The sequence below is a fragment of the Mesorhizobium sp. CNPSo 4671 genome (assembly GCF_057784245.1).
This window is the reverse complement of sequence record NZ_JBWLUW010000002.1, coordinates 14,031-35,869: the sequence shown is the minus strand read 5'-3', so window position 1 is coordinate 35,869 and position 21,839 is coordinate 14,031. Positions and strand designations below refer to the sequence as shown.

Annotated in this window: 21 protein-coding genes; 9 read left to right on the top strand and 12 right to left on the bottom strand. The window is 63.9% G+C overall.

Annotated features, from left to right (window positions below):
* Positions 1-104: 104 nt before the first annotated feature.
* Together AC04SF_RS04505 and AC04SF_RS04500 are read right to left on the bottom strand one after the other, a co-directional pair.
* Complete coding sequence (locus AC04SF_RS04505) at positions 105-953, bottom strand: EAL domain-containing protein (RefSeq protein WP_488476710.1); 849 nt, start codon at positions 951-953, stop codon at positions 105-107.
* Complete coding sequence (locus AC04SF_RS04500) at positions 950-1,846, bottom strand: EAL domain-containing protein (protein WP_488476709.1); 897 nt, start codon at positions 1,844-1,846, stop codon at positions 950-952. The genes AC04SF_RS04505 and AC04SF_RS04500 overlap by 4 nt, the downstream gene beginning before the upstream one ends.
* Positions 1,847-2,064: 218 nt before the next feature.
* Between AC04SF_RS04500 and AC04SF_RS04495 the strand changes: the two genes are divergently transcribed.
* Positions 2,065-3,267, top strand: a complete 1,203-nt coding sequence (locus AC04SF_RS04495) for a pyridoxal phosphate-dependent aminotransferase (RefSeq protein ID WP_488476708.1) — start codon at positions 2,065-2,067, stop codon at positions 3,265-3,267.
* A 65-nt stretch (positions 3,268-3,332) separates the two neighbouring features.
* On the opposite strand, the gene AC04SF_RS04490 is transcribed toward AC04SF_RS04495, so the two are convergent.
* Together AC04SF_RS04490 and AC04SF_RS04485 are read right to left on the bottom strand one after the other, a co-directional pair.
* The gene (locus AC04SF_RS04490) at positions 3,333-4,850 is read right to left on the bottom strand and encodes an MFS transporter (RefSeq protein ID WP_488476707.1); all 1,518 of its coding nucleotides are present in this window, start codon (positions 4,848-4,850) and stop codon (positions 3,333-3,335) included.
* Between the two features lie 24 nt (positions 4,851-4,874).
* Positions 4,875-5,270, bottom strand: a complete 396-nt coding sequence (locus AC04SF_RS04485; RefSeq protein WP_488476706.1) for a (R)-mandelonitrile lyase — start codon at positions 5,268-5,270, stop codon at positions 4,875-4,877.
* Between the two features lie 247 nt (positions 5,271-5,517).
* Between AC04SF_RS04485 and AC04SF_RS04480 the strand changes: the two genes are divergently transcribed.
* The 3 genes from AC04SF_RS04480 (at position 5,518) to AC04SF_RS04470 (ending at position 10,703) form a co-directional block, all read left to right on the top strand.
* Positions 5,518-7,047, top strand: a complete 1,530-nt coding sequence (locus AC04SF_RS04480) for a putative bifunctional diguanylate cyclase/phosphodiesterase (RefSeq protein WP_488476705.1) — start codon at positions 5,518-5,520, stop codon at positions 7,045-7,047.
* Between the two features lie 201 nt (positions 7,048-7,248).
* Complete coding sequence (locus AC04SF_RS04475) at positions 7,249-9,303, top strand: elongation factor G (protein ID WP_488476704.1); 2,055 nt, start codon at positions 7,249-7,251, stop codon at positions 9,301-9,303.
* A gap of 875 nt (positions 9,304-10,178) precedes the next feature.
* Positions 10,179-10,703, top strand: coding sequence for a methyltransferase family protein (locus AC04SF_RS04470; RefSeq protein WP_488476703.1), 525 nt, complete (start codon positions 10,179-10,181; stop codon positions 10,701-10,703).
* A gap of 166 nt (positions 10,704-10,869) precedes the next feature.
* Here AC04SF_RS04470 and AC04SF_RS04465 read toward each other — a convergent pair whose 3' ends face one another.
* The gene (locus AC04SF_RS04465) at positions 10,870-11,766 is read right to left on the bottom strand and encodes a LysR family transcriptional regulator (protein WP_095201789.1); all 897 of its coding nucleotides are present in this window, start codon (positions 11,764-11,766) and stop codon (positions 10,870-10,872) included.
* Positions 11,767-11,856: 90 nt separating this feature from the next.
* The gene (gene trxB / locus AC04SF_RS04460) at positions 11,857-12,831 is read right to left on the bottom strand and encodes a thioredoxin-disulfide reductase (protein ID WP_488476702.1); all 975 of its coding nucleotides are present in this window, start codon (positions 12,829-12,831) and stop codon (positions 11,857-11,859) included.
* A 256-nt stretch (positions 12,832-13,087) separates the two neighbouring features.
* Between trxB and AC04SF_RS04455 the strand changes: the two genes are divergently transcribed.
* Together AC04SF_RS04455 and AC04SF_RS04450 are read left to right on the top strand one after the other, a co-directional pair.
* Entirely contained in the window at positions 13,088-13,567 is a 480-nt protein-coding gene (locus tag AC04SF_RS04455; RefSeq protein WP_096449168.1) for an Lrp/AsnC family transcriptional regulator, read from the top strand.
* Between the two features lie 233 nt (positions 13,568-13,800).
* Positions 13,801-14,595 carry a glycosyltransferase family 2 protein gene (locus AC04SF_RS04450; RefSeq protein ID WP_096449170.1) on the top strand — a complete coding sequence of 265 codons (795 nt, stop codon included), beginning with the start codon at positions 13,801-13,803 and terminating at the stop codon, positions 14,593-14,595.
* Between the two features lie 15 nt (positions 14,596-14,610).
* Here the strand turns inward: AC04SF_RS04450 and gmhB are convergent, their stop codons facing one another.
* From gmhB to AC04SF_RS04420, 6 genes are all read right to left on the bottom strand, one after another.
* On the bottom strand, positions 14,611-15,264 hold the full coding sequence (gene gmhB, locus AC04SF_RS04445) for a D-glycero-beta-D-manno-heptose 1,7-bisphosphate 7-phosphatase (RefSeq protein WP_488476701.1): 654 nt from the start codon (positions 15,262-15,264) through the stop codon (positions 14,611-14,613).
* Positions 15,257-15,829: a D-sedoheptulose-7-phosphate isomerase gene (locus tag AC04SF_RS04440; protein WP_488476700.1), complete on the bottom strand. Its 573-nt coding sequence runs from the start codon at positions 15,827-15,829 to the stop codon at positions 15,257-15,259. Before AC04SF_RS04440 ends, gmhB begins: the two co-directional genes overlap by 8 nt.
* Positions 15,830-15,836: 7 nt before the next feature.
* Positions 15,837-17,327: a D-glycero-beta-D-manno-heptose-7-phosphate kinase gene (gene rfaE1 / locus AC04SF_RS04435; protein ID WP_488476699.1), complete on the bottom strand. Its 1,491-nt coding sequence runs from the start codon at positions 17,325-17,327 to the stop codon at positions 15,837-15,839.
* 137 nt (positions 17,328-17,464) lie between these two features.
* Positions 17,465-18,097, bottom strand: a complete 633-nt coding sequence (locus AC04SF_RS04430; protein WP_488476698.1) for a LysE family translocator — start codon at positions 18,095-18,097, stop codon at positions 17,465-17,467.
* A 28-nt stretch (positions 18,098-18,125) separates the two neighbouring features.
* Positions 18,126-18,539, bottom strand: coding sequence for a hypothetical protein (locus AC04SF_RS04425; RefSeq protein ID WP_488476697.1), 414 nt, complete (start codon positions 18,537-18,539; stop codon positions 18,126-18,128).
* Positions 18,532-18,768, bottom strand: coding sequence for a type II toxin-antitoxin system Phd/YefM family antitoxin (locus AC04SF_RS04420; RefSeq protein ID WP_096449180.1), 237 nt, complete (start codon positions 18,766-18,768; stop codon positions 18,532-18,534). The genes AC04SF_RS04425 and AC04SF_RS04420 overlap by 8 nt, the downstream gene beginning before the upstream one ends.
* Before the next feature lie 142 nt (positions 18,769-18,910).
* Here AC04SF_RS04420 and rfaD point away from each other — a divergent pair, with 142 nt between their 5' ends.
* From rfaD to waaC, 3 genes are read left to right on the top strand one after another with little or no spacing between them, the layout of a single operon-like run.
* Positions 18,911-19,861 (top strand): ADP-glyceromanno-heptose 6-epimerase, encoded by a 951-nt coding sequence (gene rfaD / locus AC04SF_RS04415; RefSeq protein ID WP_488476696.1) that lies wholly within the window; start codon positions 18,911-18,913, stop codon positions 19,859-19,861.
* Complete coding sequence (waaF, locus tag AC04SF_RS04410; RefSeq protein WP_488476695.1) at positions 19,834-20,841, top strand: lipopolysaccharide heptosyltransferase II; 1,008 nt, start codon at positions 19,834-19,836, stop codon at positions 20,839-20,841. The genes rfaD and waaF overlap by 28 nt, the downstream gene beginning before the upstream one ends.
* The gene (gene waaC / locus AC04SF_RS04405) at positions 20,838-21,812 is read left to right on the top strand and encodes a lipopolysaccharide heptosyltransferase I (RefSeq protein WP_488476694.1); all 975 of its coding nucleotides are present in this window, start codon (positions 20,838-20,840) and stop codon (positions 21,810-21,812) included. The genes waaF and waaC overlap by 4 nt, the downstream gene beginning before the upstream one ends.
* The last annotated feature ends 27 nt before the right edge of the window (positions 21,813-21,839 follow it).

Sequence of the window (21,839 nt, the reverse complement as noted above, 5' to 3'; positions counted from 1 at the left end):
GGTGGTTTTCGAGAACCGGAACGGAGCGTACTTTTCGTAGGTGAGTACCGGAACCGCAGGAAACCGCCGTTCGCAGGCCGGCATCACCTGAATATCGGCATGCCCTAGCCGAACAACGGCACGACCTTGTTGTCCCGGCCCAGCAGCGCATCGACTGACAGCGGCTCTTCGTTGAAGATAGTGCCGGCCAGCGCCGGCCGGGCGAGAAGAAACCCCTGCAGCAGGTCGACGCCACCGTCGAGGGCGACGCGCAGATGGACGGGCTGCTCGATGCCTTCGACCAGCACCCTCGCACCGCGGTCGTGCAGGCTGGAGACCAGCGGGCGGAAGAAGCGCTCGGCGGCGGTGTGGCGGCAGAACTCCCCGAACCAGCCGCCATCTATCTTGACGATATCCGGCTGAAGCAGGCTTACCCGTTCCACGGTCGAATGACCGGTGCCGAAATCGTCGATGGCGATGCGGATGCCGTCGCGCCGCATCTCGCGCACCAGCCTGGCGAGAAGCGCGTCGTCCGCCGCCTGTTCGGTGATTTCGCAGACCAGCATGCCCGGAGCGAGGCCGAGCTCGCCGAGATGCCGGCTCATCAGCCGGATCTCGGCCAGCGCCCGCCCGGTATGGTCGTTGATCATCGGATTGTAGTTGAAGAACAGGTCGAGCCCGTCGACGCCGATATTGTGGAAATTCCTTAAGTGCAGCATCCGGCACATGGTCTCGACAAACAGCCGGTCCGGCGCGGCGACACTTTCAAAGAACGCCCGCGGCGACCCTGCCCGGCCAGCACGGTGCGGCTCGATCAGCCCCTCGACCGCCACTGCGTGCAGTGAACGCCCAAGCGGCGCGAAGATCGGCTGGTAAGCGCTGCGCAGGCGGAACTCGCCACAGACGCCGTATTCGATACCGATTTCATCGGCAAAGATCGCGTCGCCGACCGTGCGCCGCCGCTCGAACCTCATGGCGCGGCTCTGCGGCCGAAGGCTTTTGCCTGCCGCCCTGTACGCGGCGCGATGGTGGGGGCAGTGGACGCATCACCTGCAGCGGAAACCGGGTCCGGACTGCTTTTGCCGAAAACGCGGAAGCTGGTCGGCGCCAGCTCCGGCCGCGCCAGCACGAAGCCCTGCACCATCGAAGCGCCGGACTTCTCGGCGAGCTCCAGTTGCCATCCCTCCTCGATGCCTTCGAACACCGTGCGGATGCCCTGGTCCTCGAAGCTTTTCACCATGGTGGTCAACAGCGCGAAGCCGGCGCCGGACTCCATAAGCTGCGTGATCCAGGTGGCATCGAACTTGACGATGTCGGGCTTCAACTCCTTGATGCGGTTGATGTCGGAATCGTCGGCGCCATAGTCATCCACCGCGATGCGGAAGCCGTTGGCCCTGAGTGCGGCGACGAAGCCATGCAGGGCCTCCTGCGATGCCGATCTCTGCTCGGTCACCTCGCACACGACGCGGCCAGGATCGATGCCGGCCTCGTGCAGCACAAGCCGCATCTCGCGCAAGGCATTGTCGGCGATCGACCGCTCGGTGAACACCGACGGGTCGAAATTGACGAAGATCGATGCCTCCTGCGGCAGGCAGGCGCCGGCATTGAGGAGATGCAGCGTCCTGGTCAGCGCCTCGACATGCAGGCGGTCGGCGGCCGGACATGTCGAGAAGAACGCCATCGGCGATTGCGACTCGCCGTCGCGAAACGGCCGGATCAGCCCCTCGAAGGCGGCAACCGACAGTTTGCCTTCCTTGAAAGCGAAGATCGGCTGGAAGGCACTTTGCAGCGTGTAGATACCCCAGACACCGGTAGAGGTGCCGTCATCATGACGGATGATATGGGCAAGCCCGATGCTGCGCGACACGGTTCCTCGCTCCGCAAAATGGCGGAATGGATTGCGATCCTGCCACTCAAGCCCTTACCGCCCGTTAATGAATTTTTTGTTGCCGCCCACAGGTTGCAATCACGGCTCCTTGAGGCCTGGATCAGCCGACAATGCTTGCACTGAGCGAAATCATGCGACATGAGAAGCGCCGCGGCCGCTCCTGGCCGCGCCGATCTTCTCAAGGAGAGACAGAGGTCATGGCCTTTCTTGCCGACACCCTTTCCCGCGTAAAGCCTTCCGCCACCATCGCGGTGACGCAGAAAGCCCGCGAGCTGAAAAATGCCGGCCGTGACATTATCGGCCTCGGCGCCGGCGAGCCGGACTTCGACACGCCCGACAACATCAAGAATGCGGCGATCGAGGCGATCCGCCGCGGGGAGACCAAGTATCCGCCGGTGTCGGGCATCGTGCCGCTGCGCGAGGCGATTGCGAAAAAGTTCAAGCGCGAGAACAATCTCGACTACAGACCCGAGCAGACCATCGTCGGCACTGGCGGCAAGCAGATCCTGTTCAACGCCTTCATGGCGACGCTGAACCCCGGCGACGAGGTCATCATCCCGCGCCCCTACTGGGTCAGCTATCCCGAAATGGTGGCGATCTGCGGCGGCACGTCGGTGTTCGCCGACACCTCGATCGACAATGGTTTCAAATTGACAGCTGAAGTGCTGGAGAAGGCGATCACGCCGAAGACCAAATGGCTGCTGATGAACTCGCCGTCCAACCCGTCGGGCGCGGCCTACACGGAAGCCGAGCTGCGCGCGCTGGCCGATGTACTGTTGAAGCATCCGCATGTCTGGACGCTGACCGACGACATGTACGAGCACCTGACCTATGGCGATTTCGTCTTCAAGACCATCGCCGAGGTCGAGCCAAAGCTCTATGAGCGGACGCTGACCATGAACGGCGTGTCGAAAGCCTATGCCATGACCGGCTGGCGCATCGGCTATGCCGCCGGCCCGGTCCAGCTGATCAAGGCGATGGACATGATCCAGGGCCAGCAGACCTCGGGTGCCTGCACCATCGCGCAATGGGCTTCCGTCGAGGCGCTCAACGGCCCGCAGGACTTCATCGCCAAGAACAAGGCGATCTTTCAAGGCCGGCGCGACCTCGTCGTCTCGATGCTCAACCAGGCGCGCGGCATTACATGCCCGTCGCCGGAAGGCGCCTTCTATGTCTATCCGTCCTGCGCCCAGCTGATCGGCAAGAAGACCAAGGCCGGCAAGGTTATCGACACCGACGAGGCCTTCTGCTCGGAATTGCTTGAGGCCGAAGGCGTGGCGGTGGTGTTCGGCTCGGCCTTCGGCCTTGGCCCCAACTTCCGCATCTCCTACGCGACCTCGGAGACGTTGCTGGAGGAAGCCTGCACGCGCATCCAGCGTTTTACGGCATCGCTGACCTGATCGGATCAATCTGAAGACAGAAAGAACCCGGCGCCATCATCGCCGGGTTCTTTGTTGGAGGCCCCTCACGCCTGCTGCTTGGCCTGCCTGGCCGAACGCGCTTCGGCCGGCGCGAGAACCACGCTCAGCAAAGCCGCGGTGAGGAACGCGGCAATCGCCGCTGTCAGCATGGCGGCGTGGAAGCCGCCGGCATAGGCGGTGGCGAAGAGCTGGTGCACGCCCCCCTCGCCGATTGCCGCCTCGGTTGTGAAAACATGCTGTGAGATGGCCGCACGCGCCACTGCTTCGGCATTGGGCACATTGGCATCATCAAGATATCCTGTCAGCAGGCTGGTCGCCCGCATGCTCATCAAGGCACCGAGCAAGGCGATCCCGATGGCCAGTCCGCTCTGGCGGGTGGCGTTGATGACCGCCGACACCATGCCCGAGCGTTCGCGTGGCGCGTAGGACATGGCGGCGGCACTGCCGGTCGGGATCGCCAGCGAGTTGCCGAGGCCGTTTACGGCGAACAATACGCACAGCACCGCATAGGGCGTCGATGGCCCGGCCCAGCACATGCCGAGCATGGAAAGGCCGATCAGCACATAGCCCACCGTCATCAAAAGCGAATGTCCATAGCGGGCGCTGAGCCGGCCGATCCAGGGCGACACCACGATCTGGACAAGGAAGGCCGGCGCCATGCGCAGGCCGGTCTGCGTTGGCGACCAGCCCTGCACCTGCTGCAGGAACATCGAGAAGAAAAAGACGCTGCTGTAGGAGGTGAAGCCGAGCGCGAACGAGGCGACATTGGCGACGGCAAAGCGCACGTCGCGAAACAGGCCCAGCGGCAGCATGGGCCGTGGCGTGCGCGCCTCGAAGCCAAGGAAGACCGCCAGGCCAACCACCCCGGCGATGATGGCCGCGATGGTCCTGGGATCGCTCCAGCCGGTCTCGCCGGCCGAGATCAGGCCGAAGGTCAGCGCGCCGAGCCACAGGATCGAGAGCGCCAGGCCGACAAGGTCGAGATGGGCATGTTCGGGATGCGCCGTCTCCTCGATCGAAGCCGCACCGAGCGCAATGGTGAAAAGGCCGAGCGGCAGGTTGATCAGGAAAATGCTCTGCCAGCCGACGGTCTGCACCAATATGCCGCCCAGCACCGGGCCGACGACCAGCGAAACGGCGGCGAACGAGGCCCAGCCACCGATGACGCCAGCCCGCTCGCGCGGATCGGGGAAAGCCTGCGTCAGGATCGACAGCGCACCCGGAATGAGCAGCGATCCGGCAATGCCTTGCACCACCCGGCCGGCCAGCAGCGCCGGCAAATTGGGCGCGATGGCGCAGATCAGCGAACCGGCGACGAAGATGCCGACGCCGGCCAGCCACGAGCGCTTGCGGCCATAGCGGTCGCCGATCAGTCCCGACGACAGCATGAAGGCCGACAGGCAGAGCGTGTAAGCATCGACCACCCATTGTAGGCCGCCGAAATCGGTGTGCAGTGCCTGCTGGATGGTCGGCAGCGCGACATTGACGATGCTGACGTCGAGCAAAGCGACGAACGAGCCGAGATAGACGGCGGCGACCAGAGGCAGGCGGTTCTTCGGCATGATGATTTCTACAGGCGGCCAGGCTCAGCTGCCATATTGCTCGCCGGAAACCGCTTCCAGCCAGTCTGCATGGACGCCGTCGAGCGCTTCCTGCATGGCGATATGCGTCATCGCCGTCTTCGCCCCGGCACCATGCCAGTGCTTTTCGGCCGGCGCGAACCAGATCACGTCGCCTGCCCTGATCTCCTGGACCCGGCCGCCCCATGTCTGGGCAAGCCCGGCACCCGAGGTGACATAGAGCGTCTGGCCGAGCGGATGTGTGTGCCAGTGGGTGCGCGCGCCCGGCTCGAAGCTGACCAGTGTCGCTCTCAGCCGCGCCGGCGCCTCCGCCTCGATGATCGGCGTCTGCAGAACCCGGCCGGTGAAGTATTTTTCCGGCGCTATGATGGTCGACACGCTGCCGCAAGCAATGATCTTCATCGTCTGATCCTGAAACTGGTGGTGAAGCGACCGGCAGCAAACGCCGCTGTTCGTCGAGGCAAACACATTGTCGACCGATATCGCCCGAGGCGCAACCGGCTGTTTCGGCTGCCTGGAGGGAGACGCGGTTTTCTCTCCTTAACCATGAACCTTTCGCCCATGACGGCACGTGGCGAAACAACGGCGAATTCAATGTCTTCTTAACGGCTCGCCACTAGCCGTGAGCCAGCATTGCGGGGGCCGTCGGATGAGCATACTGGCGACGATCAAGGACCATAGCGGCCGGATCTATCGCGGCATCCAGGCCCTGCTTGTGCTCAGCATCGGCGCGGCCGCACTCGGCGCTTTCGACATCTCGCGCAACCTGCCCTCGGGCAGCCCCTTCGCCGTCTCGATCCTGGCCACAGGCCTTGCCTTGCTGGCGCTGATGTATATGCGCGCCAGCGTCGTCCATCGCTTGCGCTCGGCGGCGGCGGCCGAGGCGGAAAAACATCATTTCCTGACCAGGGACGTCATGACCGGGGCGATGACGAGGCGCTACTTCCTCGAAGCGTTGCGCGACAGCCTGGGCACGATGCGCGACCGGCGCGAAGCGACTTTGCTTCTGATTGACGTCGATCACTTCAAGCAGCTCAACGACACGTTCGGACACCAGTTCGGCGACGTCGCTCTGGTGCACTTGGTCAAGACATCGGAACGCATCTTTGCCGGCGGCATGGTCGGGCGGCTGGGTGGCGACGAATTCGGCGTCATCATTCCGCATAGCGACCTTGCCGCCGTCAACAAGGACATCAGGCAGTTGCTCGACACGATGCGGGCCGGCAAATCGCATGAAGGCAAGACCATTCCGCTCTCCATCTCGGTCGGCGTGGCGCTGGCGCCGGCCCATGCCTCCAACACGGCGGAGCTGATGCTGGTTGCCGACCTGGCGCTCTATGAAAGCAAGGCGGCGGGCCGTGGCCGCGTCACCGTGTTCGACGAAGAGATGCTGTCCGACAAGCGCTACCGGCGGCTGGTCGAGCGGGAGTTGCGCGCGGCGGTCTATCTCGGCGAGCTCGAACTCCACTACCAGCCGATCGTCAACCCGGACGGGTCCGCCTGTGCTTTCGAAGGCCTGATCCGCTGGCGTCATCCGGTTCGTGGGCTGATCTCGCCGGCGGAGTTCATCCCCATCGCCGAACGCTCGACGCTGATCGACATGCTCGGCGAATGGGTGTTCAAGCGGGCTTGCGCCGATATCGGCCATTTCCCCGGGCGCCGCATCTCGATCAACGTCTCCGGCGAGCAGCTGAAGCGCGATGAGATCGTCACCATGTGTGAGCGCGTGCTCAGGGAAAGCGGCCGTTCGGCGGCGCAGTTCATCATCGAGATCACCGAGACGGTGGCAACCGCCGCCACGCCGGAAATCCTGCGGCGTCTCGAAGCGCTGCGCGGCCTCGGCTTCCACATCGCGCTCGACGATTTCGGCACCGGCCACTGCGGCTTCAACTATCTGAAAACCTTGCCTATCGACAGCATCAAGATCGACCGCTCCTACATACGCAGCCTTGCCCACGACCAGGTGGCGCAGATCTTCGTTTCGGCGCTGGCGCAGATCGCGCGCATCCAGGATGTCACCATCGTGGCGGAAGGCGTCGAGACACAGGAAGAGTTCGCACTGGCCAAGGCCGCCGGCTGCAACCGATTCCAGGGCTATTTCTTCGGCAGGCCGGCGCCGCGCGACAAGGTCGCCCCCTTGCGCGCCATCAGTGGAGAACCCCTGGCACTAAGTGCCTGAGGCCGCCGCACGGCCGCGGATTTCTATTTTCCTTGCCCTGCCGGCAAACAAGTGGGACGATGCATCAGGGCAGGTGGCGACATGAAAAAGAACCCCGCCCGCGACGGTCGAACAGGCCGGCCGCCGCTCAGGACCGATTGACCACGCCTGAACCATGCAAGCCAGTCGGTCCCTAGGGAAACGCCTGAGTGGAGGTCAGCCATGGGTACTCGCGCCGGAGGACGACGCACGGGACCGAAATGCATTGCCATAGTCGGTCCCTTTGCAAGCGGTAAGACGACACTTCTCGAAGCCATATTGGCCCGTACGGGCGCCATCCCCCGACAAAATCCCGTTTCATCAGGCAACACCGTCTCGGATCATTCGCCGGAAGCGCGCGCCCACGCCATGAGCGTCGAGGCGACCATCGCCACCACCGATTTCATGGGCGAGCAGATCACCTTTGTCGATTGTCCCGGCTCGATCGAATTCTCCTTTGAGGCCGAACCGGTGCTGGCCGCCTGCGATCTCGCGGTGGTCGTCGCCGAGGCCGATGAAAAGAAGATCCCTGCTTTGCAGCTCATCATGCGCAAGCTCGACGATCTCGGCGTGCCGCGCATCCTGTTCCTCAACAAGGTCGACAAGGCGATTGCAGGCGTGCGCGACACGCTGAAGATGCTGCAGCCGGCAAGCTCGGTGCCGCTCCTGCTGCGCCAGATTCCGCTGCGCAAGGACGGCGTCGTCATCGGCTCGATCGATCTGGCGCTGGAGCGCGCCTACATCTACCGCGAATATGCCGAAAGCGAAGTGGCTGAAATACCCGGCGACGACAAGGCGCGCGAACTGGAAGCGCGCTTCTCCATGCTGGAAACCCTGGCCGACCATGACGACGAGTTGATGGAACAATTGCTCGAGGAGATCGAGCCGCCGAAGGACGCGATCTTCGACGACCTCGCCGCCGACCTGCGCGAAGGCGTCGTGACGCCGGTGCTGATCGGCACGGCGGAAAAAGGCAACGGCGTGCTGCGCCTCCTGAAGGCGATCCGCCACGACGCGCCCGACATCGAGGCGACCCGCAAGCGGCTTGACGCCCAAGACGGCGGCGCCACCGTGGTCCAGGTGATGAAGACCATCCACACGCCGCATGGCGGCAAGCTGTCGGTGTCGCGCATCCTGTCCGGCCAGGTCGCCGACGGCTCGGAACTCTGGCTGCCCGGTGGCGGCGACACGGCGAAGGTTTCCGGCATCTACAAGATGCTCGGCAAGGACCAGTTCAAGCTCACCGCCGCCAAGGCCGGTGACACCGTGGCGCTGGGCAAGTTGGACGAGGTCAAGACCGGCCAGACGCTGACCTCGGCCAAGGGCGGCACCAAACAGCTGTTCACCTTCGAGCCACCGCAGCCGGTCTTCGCTTTCGCGCTGCGGCCGAAAGAGCGCAAGGACGAGGTCAAGATGTCGGCCGCCATCCAGCGGCTGGCGGAGGAAGATCCCTCGCTCAGCCTGCGCCACAACCAGGACTCGGCCGAGACGGTGCTGTCCGGCCATGGCGAGATGCATCTGCGCGTCGTGCGCGAGCGGCTGGAGGGCAAGAACCAGATCCCGGTCGAAGGCCACGCGCCGGCCGTGCCCTATCGCGAGACGATCCGCAAACCGGCACAGCAGCGCGGCCGCCATAAGAAGCAGTCGGGCGGCCATGGCCAGTTCGGCGATGTGGTGATCGAGATCAAGCCGCTGCCGCGCGGCACCGGCTTCCAGTTCACCGACACCATCACCGGCGGCGTCGTGCCGAAGACCTACATCCAGTCGGTCGAAACCGGCGTGCGCGACTATCTGAAGTCCGGCCCGCTCGGCTTCCCCGTCGTCGACGTAGCCGTCAACCTGTCGGACGGCTCCTACCATGCGGTCGATTCCTCCGACATGGCCTTCCAGATGGCGGCCAAGCTCGCCATGAAGGAAGGCATGGCCGCCTGCTCGCCGGTGCTTCTGGAGCCGGTGATGAAAGTCGAGATTGTCACGCCGTCGGACGCCACGTCAAAGATCATCGCGCTGATCCCGCAGCGGCGTGGCCAGATCCTCGGCTATGACGCGCGGCCCGGCTGGCCGGGCTGGGATGTCGTCGAGGCAACCATGCCGCAGGCCGAGATCGGCGATCTGATCATCGAGCTGCGCTCGGCGACCGCGGGCGTCGCCAGCTACCGCGCCGCCTTCGACCACATGGCCGAACTCACCGGCCGCCTCGCCGACGAAGCGATGAACGCCAACGGCAAGGCCGCCTAATTTCGTCGCGATCACCCGCTCTCTCCCCGTTTTACGGGGAGAGATAGCCGGTCCGTCCTCCGCAGCTGCTGCGCAGGACGGACAGGACAGTGAGGGGGCAGCGCCAACGTTGAGGATTGTCGAAGTTTATGACGCAGCGGGACTATGCGTCTCGCCCGAAAGTCAGCTGCGGCCTTGGGACAGCAACTTGCATAAAAACCAAAAACGACGCCCGGGGGGCCGGACGCCGTTTTGTTTGCGGACCGTTTTCTTGGGAGGGGAACGGCAGGTCCGCCGCATGTACAGTCGCCGCGCTTCGGCGGAAAAGGTTCGGACGCGGTAGCCGCCTGAGCCCGGGCCGTACGAGTGATGCCCCCATCTCCCGTCCGAACCACACCGCGTCCTAGCGTCTTCATAGCAGCGGAACGCATCGTTGTCATGTTACCAGAGGTTACATGACACTGTTACGCGGCAATTCTGATGAAATCTCCGGCCATCGCAGCAGGGTCCGGGCAACAAAAAAGCCGGATCAACGAAGATCCGGCTGAGTTTGATTGGAAGTGCCTGTTAAGGCTAACCTCCAGAGGGGAACACTCGAGGGCGCTAATGGGAGGAGAACGCGCCCAGGAGATGATCTATATATCTGCTCCTCATGCCCAAGAAACAAGCATCTATTTTGCAACACACGCATGCAAAAAGACGCAGGCTGTGGTCTAACCCATTCAGAGAGCCAATAGGACCAGCAGAATCGCCGAAATCGGGCACGCGGCTGGGTCATTGTCGTCATGAAAACGTCATTCCCGGCCGATTTTGCTCCAAAAAGCCGAAAAACACCTGATGACCTGGAATCAGGCAGCGGCCGTTCAATTCTAAGGCAGCTAGGCAGGAAACAGCCAATGCGTCCTTTTTCAGCGATTGCCGGCAGCGGCATTTTCCTGATCGCAGCACCGGGCGTGGTTGCCGGACTTGTCCCCTGGCTGCTTAGCGATCACTGGGGCTTGCCGTGGTCCACCGTGCCGGGCTTTGTCCTTGCCGGCGGCGTTCTCATCGTCGCCTCGGCCGCGGTGCTGCTGCATGCCTTCGCCCGCTTCGCGCTCGAGGGGCTGGGCACGCCTGCCCCCGTCGCGCCGACGGAGAAGCTCGTGATCGGCGGCATCTACCGCCATGTCCGCAACCCCATGTATGTCGCCGTGCTGTCGATCATCCTCGGCCAGGCGCTGCTGTTCTCGAGCTGGACGCTCGTCGCCTATGCCGTCATCGGCGCTGCTGTCATGGGCTCCTTCGTCAGGCTCTATGAGGAGCCGACGCTCGCCAGCCGCTACGGCGCCGACTACGAAACCTACCGCCGCAATGTCCCTGGCTGGCTGCCCCGCCTGACGCCCTGGCGGGGTGAACAGGATCGCGGAAGCGGCGCTGCCTGAGGATATGTCGAGATTCAGGTCAGGCCGAGCCGAGAGCGAGGGCCTCCGAGAACCGGAACGGAGCGGACTTTCCGTCCGTGAGTTCAGTTCTACTGCGACGCTGTAGAACGGGGAAGCGCAGGAAGCTCACGCTCGCAGGCCGGCCTCACCTGAATATCGGCGTATCCTAGAAGGACCAGCTTCTGGCCTTGGCAATGATAAAGTCGCGGAACACGTGCAGCTTCGCCTGGTTCTTCATCGCGTCGGGATAGGCGAAATAGGTGTCGAAGGACGGCACCTCGGTTTCCGGCAAAAGCTGCACCAGACCGGAATCCTTGTTGATCACATAGTCGGGCAGCATGGCGATGCCGGCGCCGCCCTGCACCGCGCGCTTGATCGACAAGATGTCGTTGATCTGCAGCGACGGCACGCGCTGGCCGCCCTCGAAATCGCCGACCGTCTCCAGCCAGTTCAACTCCGACAGATGCGACGGCACCGGCAGGCCGAAGGTGACGATGCGATGGTTTCTGAGCTCCGAGACCGAGGCCGGCTTACCATGCTTGGCGACATAGGCGGGTGCTGCGTAGAGGTGGAAATGCACGGTGAACAGGCGGCGCTGGATCAGGTCCGGCTGCTGCGGCTGGCGCAGCCGGATGGCGCAGTCGGCCTGGCGCATGGTGAGGTCGAGTTCCTCATTGGCCAGGATCAGCTGCAGGCTGATCTCGGGATAGAGCTCGATGAACTCCTGCACCCGTTCGGTCAGCCAGCCGGCGCCGAGGCCGACGGTCGTCGTCACGCGAAGCACGCCGGAGGGCCGGTCCTTGGTCTCGGTCAGACGCGACTTGATGGTCTCGAGCTTCATCAGCACGTCATGCGCCGTGCGGAACAGCATCTCGCCCTGTTCGGTCAGCACCAGGCCACGCGCATGGCGGTTGAACAGCGGCACGCCGACATCATGCTCGAGCGCACTGACCTGCCGCGATATCGCCGATTGCGACAGATGCAATGTCTCGGCCGCGTGCGTAAACGACCCCGCTTCCGCCGCAGCGTGAAACACGCGTAGCTTGTCCCAGTCCAACGCCATGATTCCCCTCGTTCTGTTTGGCGTCTGAATGAAAAATCAGGCTTTTACACGGCGTTTCTAAGCCGTTTTTTTAACAGTTTTGCAAGCGGCCTATTCCGCTGCTTCGCGATGCACCTCGATACCGGCCAGATACTTTTCCGCTTCCAGCGCGGCCATGCAGCCGAGCCCCGCAGCCGTCACCGCCTGGCGGTAGATATCGTCGGTCACATCGCCGGCCGCGAACACGCCGGGCACGTCGGTGCGGGTCGAATCCGGCGCCGTCCACAGGTAACCGTTCGGCTTCTGCTTCAGCTTGCCCGCGAACAGCTCGACCGCCGGTGCATGGCCGATCGCCACGAACACGCCGTCGACCTTGAGATGCGTCTCGGCGCCGGTCACCGCATGCTTGAGCTTCAGCCCTTCGACTGAAGGCGGCAGCGGCGCCTTGCCCGGGCGGCCGGTGATCTCGTCGACCACCGTGTCCCAGATGACGCGGACATTCTCCTTCTTCAGCAGCCGCTCGCGCAGGATACGCTCGGCGCGGAAGTCGCTGCGTCGATGGATGACCGTGACACTCTTGGCGAGGTTCGACAGATAGAGCGCCTCCTCCACCGCCGAATTGCCGCCGCCGACCACCGCGACATCCTTGCCGCGATAGAAGAAGCCGTCGCAGGTGGCACAGGCCGAGACGCCGAAGCCCATGAAATCCTGCTCGGTCGGAATGCCCAGCCACTTGGCTTGCGCGCCGGTAGCGATGATCAGCGCGTCCGCGGTGTAGGTGGTGCCGGAATCGCCCTTGGCACGGAACGGCCGCACGTTGAGGTCGACCTCGGTGATGATGTCGTTGATGATGTCGGTGCCGACATGCTCGGCCTGCTTGAGCATCTGTTCCATCAGCCACGGCCCCTGAATCGGGTCGGCGAAGCCTGGATAGTTCTCGACATCGGTGGTGATCATCAACTGGCCGCCCTGCTGCAGGCCGGCGACCAGCATCGGCTTCAGCATGGCGCGGGCGGCATAGACCGCCGCCGTATAGCCGGCCGGACCGGAACCGATGATGAGAACGGGCGCGTGCTTGGTGGTCATCTAGAACCTCTGCGGGGCAGACAATCGGGGTGTGCCTTGGGAAATAGCGTGAAATGTCGCTGGTAATGTAAGGGTTGCCAACCACGCCAGCAAGACGGAGGGGCCGTCGTCCCCGGAAAGCTTCGGCCCAAGCGGTTATTCGCACGATCGCCGCTTTCGTTACCGTTCAAAAATCGCGTTGATGAGGGCTAGCGCCGACACAAAAGTCGTTTAATTACAAAATCGCGAAAGATTCTTGCGCCGAGCTGAGACCGCCATGCCCCTGAAAGCCGACCTCGACGCCATCGACTGGAAGATCCTGCGCGAGTTGCAGGCCGACGGGCGCATGACCAATGTCGAATTGTCGAACCGCGTCGGCATTTCGGCGCCGCCCTGCCTGCGCCGGGTCAAGCGGCTGGAGGAAGCCGGCATCATCCGCGGCTACCGTGCGCTGCTCAATGCGCCGGCGCTCGGCCTCGATGTCGTCGCCTTCTGCTTGGTCGGGCTGCACCACCAGGCCGATGCGGAGCTGCGCACCTTCGCCGAGCGCACACGCGGCTGGCCGATCGTGCGCGATGCCTGGATGGTCTCGGGCGAATCCGATTTCCTGCTGCATTGCGTGGCAAGCGACCTCGGCGCCTTCCAGACCTTCGTCATCGAGGAGCTGACCTCGACGCCGAATGTCGATACGGTGCGCACCGCGCTCACCATCCGCCGGGTCAAGGATGAAGGCCTGGTCTCCTTCGAGCGCGCCTGAGGCCGTGCGAGCGCCTATGCGCCGTGAATACCCGACCTTCGCCACACCGGCGCCGCGTTGGTGTTTGACAGACGCTAATGTACAAGGCTGGACGGCTCTGCCGGACTTCGCCGCCTGCTTGGTTTCTTAAGCAATTCCTGAAAAAGTGTGTAACGGTTTTCGCTTGGAATTGCTTGGGAATAGATGGCGAAAGCAGCGTTGCTCTGGGGGCGGCCCGCCATGGGAAGGGGACCATGACTCGATTTGCAAGCCCGGTCTCGGCGCTTATCATCTGCGTGAACGAGGCCGATATGATCGGCCCGTGCCTGGAAAGCATCGACTTCTGCGCCGAGATCATCATCGTTGATTCCGGTTCGACCGACGGCACCGTCGAATGCGTGGAAAGCTATATCGCCAAGGGCTACCCGATAAGGCTGCTGCACAATGACTGGCCGGGTTTTCCGCGTCAGCGGCAATTCTCGCTCGACCATGCCACCCAGCCCTGGTGTCTTTCGATCGACCCGGACGAGCGCGTCGACGACCAGCTGCGGCAGTCGATCGTGGCCATCACGCAGGCGGCCGACAACAAGATCAACGGATGGTACATCCGGCGCCGCGATTGGCTGAAGGGCTATGGCTACGCGCATCGCTGGGTGCTGCACAACAGGCTGATGCGGCTTTTCCGCCGGGAAGGCGCCACCATGGATCTCACCGCGCGGGTGCACGAAGCCTTCCACGTGCCGGGCGAGACCGGCACGATCGAAGAGGGCGTCCTGCTGCATCGCCGCGAAATATCGGTCGAGGAGGATCTTGCCCGGGCCAACGCCTATTCCGGCCTCAAGGCCGTCACACTGGTCGAGAAGGGCAAGAAGCCCGGCCTGGTGCGGCTGGTGCTGTCGCCGTTCGGCAACTTCCTGAAATTCTACCTGGCAAAGCGCTACTTCCTGTGCGGCCGGCACGGCTTCGTCTACTCGATGTCGGTGATGATCTATTCCTTTGCCACCGAGGCAAAACTCTACGAGGCCTCGGAACGCAACGATCCCGTATGAGCCGTCAGGCCTGGATCAGGACCTGTAGTCCCGGCCGAGCGTTTCAATGGCGGTGATGAGACCAACGACGTCATCACCGTCTTGCAAACGCCTGATGGCGAAGCCGGGTTGAACCGCCGCTTCGCCGTCGACCAGCCAGCCCTGTGCCAGGCCAGCGCGCTTTCCCGCCCGCATGTCGGCCAGCTTGTCGCCGACGATCAGGGAGCGCTGTAAATCGAGATCGAGGCGTTTGCCCGCCTCGATCAGCATGCCCGGATTGGGTTTGCGCATCGGATGATCGGCAACGGCGAGCGGTCCGACACCGGCCTCGTGGTAGGCGCAGGCAAGCACCATGTCGACAGACACGCCCTGATCGCCCAACAGCTCGAGCACGCGGCCGTTCACCGCCGCAAAGGCGCTCCAGCCGAAATAGCCGCGCGCGATGCCGGACTGGTTGGTGACCACGACAACCGGAATCCCGACCCGGTTGGCGGCCGCGATCGCCGGCAGCATCTGCGGCCTGAGCTCGATCTCGGCTGGATCGCAGGGATAGTCGGTATCGACGTTGATGGTGCCGTCGCGGTCGAGGAACAGCGCCGGCACGTGCCGCAGGAAAACCCGGTCGCCGATCCGCTCGATCCATACACCCGGCTCGGTCAGCGGATGTGGCGTGCCCTTCCTGTCAGCCATTCGACAGGCGCGCTTCGACCACCTCGCAGAGATGATGGTAGAGGCACAAATGGCCCTGCTGGATGATCGGCGTCGAGGTCGAGGGCACGTTGAGCAGGATATCGCACAAGGGCTTCAGCTTGCCGCCGGTGTCGCCGGTCAGGCCGATCACCGTCATGTCCATCATCCGCGCCTGTTCGGCGGCGGCGAGGATGCTCGGCGAATTGCCGCTGGTCGAGATCGCTAGAAGCACGCCGCCCGCCGAGCCATGCGCCTCGACCTGGCGCGAGAACACCGTGTCGAAGCCGTAATCATTGCCCCAGGCGGTCAGCACCGCGGCATTGGCCGGCAGCGCGATGACATTGTAGGCCTTGCGCTCCTTGAGGAAGCGGCCAACCAGTTCGCCGGCTATGTGGATGGCATCGCTGGCCGAACCGCCATTGCCGGCGATCAGCAAGGCCTTGCCCGACGAAAGCGCCGTCACCACAGCGCTCGTCGCCCGCTCCATCTCGCCGGTCAAGTCGCGCTCGACCATCGCCGTGATCGCGGCCGCCGAGCGGACCAGATAGTCGTTCAGTTCAGACATCAAAACCTCAGCTTGTAGAGCCGGCGCGCAATTTGCCGATGGTGCCGGTGGTGCTCTTGCCGGCGACGAGATCGACCAGCACAACGCGCCCGCCGGCCTTCTGCACGACATCGGCCCCGACCACTGTGTCGATCGTATAATCCGCGCCCTTGACCAGAATGTCGGGCAAAAGCGCCTCGATCAGCGCCAGAGGCGTATCCTCCTCGAACACCACGACGGCATCCACCGAGGCCAGGGCGGCGAGCACGCAGGCACGATCATGCTGGTCGTTGACCGGACGGCCCGGCCCCTTCAGCCGCCGCACCGAGGCATCGCTGTTCAAGCCAAGCACCAGCCGGTCGCACTGGCTGCGCGCCGCGTGCAGCAGGCTGACATGGCCGGCGTGCAATATGTCGAAGCAGCCATTGGTGAAGCCGACGCTGAGGCCCTCTTCCTTCCAGGCCGCCACCATGCGCGCGGCCGATGCGGCATCGAGGATGGCGTCCTTGTGGGCGGTCGGCCCGTGCGAGCGGAACAGCGCGCCGGTGAGTTCCTCGACCGTCAGCCGCGCGGTGCCGCGTTTCCCCACCACGACGCCGCCGGCGGCATTGGCGATCGAGGCCGCCGCGACCGGATCAGCGCCCGATGCGAGCGCCAGCGCGAAGGTCGCGATGACAGTATCGCCGGCGCCCGAAACGTCGAACACTTCGCGCGCCTGGGTGGCGATGTGGCGCGCCTCTTCCGGGCCGACCACGCTCATGCCCTTTTCGCTGCGGGTGGCGACGACGAAGTCGAAGCCGTGTGCCGAAATCAACTCCCGCGCCGCGGCGACGATCTCGTCATCGGCGAACACCGCATGGCCGACGGCCTCGCCAAGTTCCTTGCGGTTGGGTGTGACGGCGGTCGCGCCGGCATAGCGCGCATAGTCGCGACCCTTCGGGTCGACCAGCACCGGCTTGCCCGCCTCGCGGCAGATGGCGATCAGTTCGGCGGCGACGCCGTCGAGCAGGATGCCCTTGCCGTAATCGGACAGGATGACGATGTCGGCTCCCGTGAGTGCGGTGCGGAAATGCCGGATCAGCCCTGCCCGCTCCTCCTCGTCCAGCGGCTTGATCTCTTCCTCGTCGAAGCGAAGTACCTGCTGGTTGAGCGCGCTGAAGCGGCTCTTCGACGAGGTCATGCGGCCGCGCTGCTGCGAAAGCCCCACTGTCTCGGCGCCAAGCTCACCCAGCATCCGCACCAGGCTGTCGCCGGCCGTGTCGGTGCCGATCACCGAAACCGGAATGGCACGCGCGCCGAGCGAGACGATGTTGGCCACGACATTGCCGGCGCCGCCCATGGCCGAGCTTTCGCCGCGGCCGTGCAGCACCGGGATCGGCGCCTCCGGCGAAATCCGCTCGATGACGCCGTTGACGAAGCGGTCGAGGATGAGGTCGCCGACCACCAGCACGGTGACGCCGCCAAAGCGCGCAATGGCGCGGTGCAAGGGTTCGGGAGAAGGCGGATTGTGCTTGATCATGTCACTGGCAATGTGTGGAAAGGCTGATCTGTGTCGTGCTGAAAATTGTCAATTTACGGGCCGGATCGTCATGCCTGCCGATATACCGCAAATCCACGCAGCGCAACGGCAGCACAGGACCAGCACACTGCGAGCGGTCAGCTCTTCTGCAGCGCAACGTGAACGCCGAGCCCGACCAGCACCGCGCCGCCCGCCCGCTGCATCAAGCGCTGCGCCCGGCTCGAACGCCGCAGCCGCCCGATCACCAGGCCGGCCAGGAACACGCAGACGATGTCGGCTGAGGAGAACATCAAATTGACGATGGTGCCGAGCACGACGAATTGCAGCCACACCGGGAACGCCGCCGAGGCATCGATGAACTGCGGCAGGAACGCCATGAAGAAGATCGCCGTCTTGGGGTTGAGCACCTCGACGGTGATGCTCTCGAAAAAAGCTCGCCGAGCCGATTTCCGCTCGATCGTGGGCAGTGCCACGTCGCCCTCCACGCGCTTGCGGAACAGCGAGACGCCGAGCCAGATCAGATAGAGCGCGCCGACCAGCTTGACCGCCATGTAGAGCGGCGGCACCGCATGGAACAGCACCGACAGGCCGGCGGCGGCGGCAAAGACATGAACATAGCCGCCGAGATGGATGCCAAGTGCCGCCATCAGTCCCGACCAGCGCCCGCGCGCCATCGTCTGCGCCGCGGCATAAAGCATGGCGGGACCGGGGATATAGGCGAAGATCGCAGTGGTGGCGAAAAACGCGATGAGCAATTCGGTCGACGGCATTTTTTGCCCCTTGTGCCCTGCAGGCCGTTCAGTCAGCCCGTGGGATAGCTTTGGATTGGCCTGCGCGGACAACCGCGATGAAAGCGGATATGACTTTTTTGTGGAACGACGGACTGAATGCGCCGATGCGCGCACCGGGTTCGAAATAGGCTGAGGATTCCAGGATATCGTGGTTGTACTCGTCGACTATGACCCAAAGGGGGATAGGGTCAAGGCCGGCACGGCGGCGTTCAATTTCCGGAACGCCAACAGCGATGCGATCGCGGCCGGGCTGCGTTGAAGTGATTGCAAGGATAAAGAGATTAGTGCCGCCGGCTTTCCCGGGAAGGACAGCCACGAAGGCGACAGGTTGTGTCTTGCGACCTTCGGTCTCGCCGTCTCCATGTTGGCGGTGCCACAGATATGGATATCGCCAGACGTCCGCGGCGACCGGTTTAATCACGGTCCAATTCCGCTGAGTATTCCTCGAGCATCTCGACATGTTCGGACGGGGCGTCCTTGGCCGCGTAAGCGCGGCGGCTGTCATTGACGAAGCGAGCCTCGTAAGCCTCGATGCTCATCAGGACGTATCTCGGCTTATTGTGACGCGTGATGGATACGGGCTGCTGGCTGGCGGCCGCAAGCACGTCACCGAGATTCTGTTTCAGATCCGTCGATGGATAGTGTTTCATGGGCGCTCCGTTCTGCCCATTATAGACAAAATGGACAAAACAGACAAGCCTGAAAGGGCAAGACGGGCGACCGCCATGCTTTGTCGACAGCTTGGCTGGGCTCCCTTATAAGGACCGGAATCGCAAGCAACCAGAGGCCTTCATGATCATCGTCACGGGCGGCGCCGGCATGATCGGCTCCAACATCGTCGCCGCGCTCAATGCCGAGGGCCATGACGACATACTGGTCGTCGACGATCTCACAGACGGCCACAAGATCGCCAATCTCGCCGATCTCAGCATATCAGACTATCTCGACAAGGACGACTTTCTGTCCCGCATCGAAGCCGGATCGCTCGGTCGTGTCGAGGCGGTGTTCCACCAGGGCGCCTGCTCGACCACCACTGAATGGAACGGCAAGTTCATGATGGAGGTGAATTTTGCTTATTCGAAGCGGCTGCTGCATGCCTGCCAGGCACTGCGCGTGCCCTTCCTCTACGCCTCCTCGGCCTCCGTCTATGGCGGCGGTTCGGAGTTTCGCGAGGAACCGGCGCTCGAGCGGCCGCTCAACGTCTATGCCTATTCGAAAAAACTGTTCGACGACTATGTCAGGCGCACCGTCTTCGATACCGATCATTCGCAGGTCGCCGGCCTGCGCTACTTCAACGTCTATGGCCCGCGCGAGGCGCACAAGGGCGCCATGGCCTCCGTCGCCTTCCATCTGTTCAACCAGGTCGAGCGCGGTGAAAATCCGAAACTGTTCGGCGCCTATGATGGCTTCGGACCGGGCGAGCAGAGCCGCGATTTCATCCATGTCGGCGATGTCGCCGACGTCAATCTGTGGCTGTGGAAACGCGGCTCGAGCGGCATCTTCAACTGCGGCACCGGCCGCGCCCAGCCCTTCCGCGCCGTCGCCGAAACCGTCATCGACACGCTGGGCAAAGGCGAGATCGAATTCATCCCCTTCCCCGACCACCTCAAGGGCAGCTACCAGAGCTTCACGCAAGCTGATATGTCCCGTTTGCGCGCGGCCGGTTATAATGGCCAATTCCGGACAGTCGAAACCGGTGTCAGAGACTATGTCGAATGGCTGAAAGCCCAACGATCCTCGTGATCGGCCCACGCTGGGTGGGCGACATGGTGATGGCGCAGTGCCTGTTCTCGGCGCTGAAGGAACTCCATCCCAACGCCGCGATCGACGTGCTGGCGCCCGCCTGGGCGGCGCCGCTGGTCAAGCGCATGCCCGAAATCCGCCAGCAGATCGACTTACCGCTAAAGCCGGGCGCGCTGGAATTCACCATTCGCCGCCGCTTCGGCCGCCTGTTGCGCGGCCGCTACGACATGGCCTACATCTTGCCCGGCAGCTGGAAATCGGCGCTGATTCCGTTCTTTGCCCGCATTCCGCGTCGTTTCGGCCATCTGCGCGAAATGCGCTATGGCCTTTTGACCGACATCGTGCCGCTGCCGGACGCCGTGAAACGGCGCACCGCCCAGGCCTATTTCAGCCTCGCCAAGGGCGGCAGTTTCCGCGCGCCCCACCTAACCGTGGATGCCGGCAACCAGGCCGCTTTGCTCGACCGTTTCGGGCTGGCGCCAGGGAAATTCGCGGCGTTAATGCCTGGCGCCGAATTCGGCCCGGCCAAGCGCTGGCCAAGCGAAAGCTATGCCGGTCTTGCCCGCGAATTCATGAATAAGGGTCTGAAGGTCGCCCTGTTCGGTTCGAAGAACGACCGCGACGTCACCGCGGAAATCGCGGCCCTTGCCCCTGGCGTCGTCGACCTCGCCGGCCAGACGCGGCTGGAGGATGCCATCGACCTGATCGCGGCGGCAAGGCTGGCTGTGTCCAACGACAGCGGGTTGATGCATGTCGCGGCAGGCGTCGGCACGCCGATCGTCGCCGTCTACGGCTCGACCTCGCCTGAGAACACGCCGCCGCTGGCGGAGCGCCGCGAACTGGTCTGGCTGCACCTCTCCTGTTCGCCCTGCCACCAGAAAGTTTGCCCACTCGGCCATTTCAACTGCCTGAAGACATTGCAAGTCGGGCAGGTCGCGGCGGCGGCGGACCGGCTGCTGGAACTTTCGGCCGCGGCATGAAGGTCTTGATCGTCAAGACATCGTCGATGGGCGATGTCATCCACACTTTTCCGGCCGTCGAGGATGCCAGCCTCCACCGGCCGGACGTGTCCTTCGACTGGTGCGTCGAAGAGGCGTTCGCCGGCATTGTCGCGCTGCACCCGGCGATCGCTGGGATCCACACGGTAGCCATCCGGCGCTGGCGCAAGGCGCTGTTCAAGGGGGGCACCTGGCGCGAAGCGGCCGCGCTGCGCCGCACCTTGCGCGAATGCCGCTACGATCTGGTCATCGATGCGCAGGGCTTGCTGAAATCGGCCCTGGTGGCGCGGCAGGCGGGTGCGCCGATCGCCGGCTTCGACCGATCGAGCGCGCGCGAACCCTCTGCAACGCTGTTCTACGACGTCACTTACGGCGTGCCCCGCGACCTGCACGCCATCGAACGGACACGGCGGCTGTTCGGGCTGGCGCTTGGCTATGAGCCCGATCTGTCGACGCTCGCTTCAGGCATCGTGCCGCCACCCGGCACCCTGGCCGGCATCACCGGAAAAACCGCCTTCCTGCTGCACGGCACCAGCCGCGAGGACAAGAAATGGCCTGTCGAAGACTGGATCGGAACCGCCCGTCTGCTGGTCGAGCGCGGCATGACGCCGGTCACGACCTGGTCGAACGAGCGTGAAAGGTCGGTGGCGGAGGCAATCGCCAAGGCCGTGCCATCCACGGTCGTGGTGCCAAAGTCCCTACTGGCCAACATCGCCGCCATCCTCGGCCGCTCGACGCTGGTCATCGGTGCCGACACGGGATTGACCCACCTCGCCAGCGCCTTCGGCCTGCCGACGGTCGCGGTGTTCTTGGCGACGGAACCGGGTTTGACCGGCCCGCGCGGGCCCTATGCGTCGACACTGCTGGCCGCGCCTGGTGGGCGCGTGACGCCGACTAAGGTGGTGGCTGAAGCGGAGGGGCTACTGGCACTTAAATCACAAGCGCCGGCCTAGGACCTTTCAGAATTCGCTCTGGCGAGT